The organism is Actinobaculum sp. 352 (genome assembly GCF_003957265.1).
Lineage (GTDB): Bacteria > Actinomycetota > Actinomycetes > Actinomycetales > Actinomycetaceae > Asp313.
Genome location: NZ_RQSN01000033.1, coordinates 1 through 1,385, shown reverse-complemented (window position 1 = coordinate 1,385; position 1,385 = coordinate 1). Strand labels below are relative to the sequence as shown.

Below are 1,385 nucleotides of genomic sequence, written 5' to 3'. Positions count from 1 at the left end.
TGGCCCCGCGCAATAGTGCCACATGTGGATTTCACGATCACGAAGGCCACCGGCGGCACTTCGCTGGTGATTGACGGTTGGAAATCCATGCTTGCTGGGGCGAAGCGCACCGGCGTCTACCATTATGCGCGGGAGCGCGGCCGGGCCGGAACGCCCGTGGCGGAGGCCGCGAACTTTATCCGCCAGGCTGCTCTTGCTCCGTCTGATGCGCTGCTTGTGCTCGACTGGGAGGAAGCATCCGGGAATAATCTCGGTGACGCAGACTGGGTGTTGGAATGGATGCGTCTCGTGGAGGCCGCGCTCGGCCGCAGACCCGTTTTCTACACGTACCGGGCAACCCTGCTTGCTCACCCGTCCCTGCGCCGAGTCCAACAGGCAGGATATCCGCTCTGGTACGCACGGTACCCATACAGTGCCCCGGTGGGCTGGAAATCCTACGCACAGCCCACCGACGTGCCCTACTGGGGCCGACCTGCAATATGGCAGTACTCCTCGGCTGGCGGAGTCCCTGGCTGGCCAGGAGCACTCGATTTGAACATTTTCTATGGAGGGGCCGCCCAGTGGGCGGCCCTTACTGCTGCCCGTGTCACAGGTAAAACCGCCGTGGCAGCAACCACCACACAACATGACACACGAGGAGGGGTTTTCGGCGACATGTACACCCACATCATTTTCCAAGTCGGTAACGCCATCTGCATCGCTAACGTCGCCGCGGGCACATGGCGACGCATGCCGAACACGCAAACCTTTAAGGAGACCATCACCATGCTGCAACGCGCCAAAGCAAACATGGTCGAATGGCGACACATCAACACTTCCAAGTCCAACACTGTTGTGAATCCTGCCGTGTTCGGCGTGGAGGTGAAATGATGACAACCCTTGACATGCAAACCGAAATCTTCACCGGCATCGCCGCGACTGCCGCACCCTTCGTCACCGCCCTATTCCAACGCGTGCACTGGTCCTCAGCGGTGAAACGCATCGTCGCACTCGTCGTCTCCCTGCTCCTGGCCACAGTCACCGTGTTGGTCAACGGTGTAACAAACTGGTCGGACATCCTCACGGTGGCCGCCCTGATCATCGCTGGATCCCAAGTGATCTACGCGGCCGTCTACCCGGCCGCCCAGGCTGTCACACGAGCCGCAACCCCAACCACAACACCGGATACCTCCAACCTGCACCAAGACGCAGGAACGGAAACCATACCGGACTATGCGACAGCCTCGCTCGACGAGGCCATCACGGCCACGCTGGCCGAAGCACGACTGACTATCGCCGCTGAAACCACCCTCGACGGCGGCACGGATACCACTGTGGCGACAGCTGTCCAAGACAGCGCGTAGCCCGTCACACGATCAACCAGATTGGCCCCACCCTTGCCAGGT

At 61.1% G+C, this 1,385-nt stretch carries 2 protein-coding genes; both read left to right on the top strand.

The features are described 5' to 3' along the window. A partial coding sequence (locus tag EKN07_RS12380) for a GH25 family lysozyme (protein ID WP_277600510.1) occupies window positions 1-870 on the top strand: 870 nt, incomplete at its 5' end. After that, window positions 867-1,343 (top strand): hypothetical protein, encoded by a 477-nt coding sequence (locus tag EKN07_RS12375; RefSeq protein ID WP_126146572.1) that lies wholly within the window; start codon window positions 867-869, stop codon window positions 1,341-1,343. The genes EKN07_RS12380 and EKN07_RS12375, both read left to right, overlap by 4 nt. The last annotated feature ends 42 nt before the right edge of the window (window positions 1,344-1,385 follow it).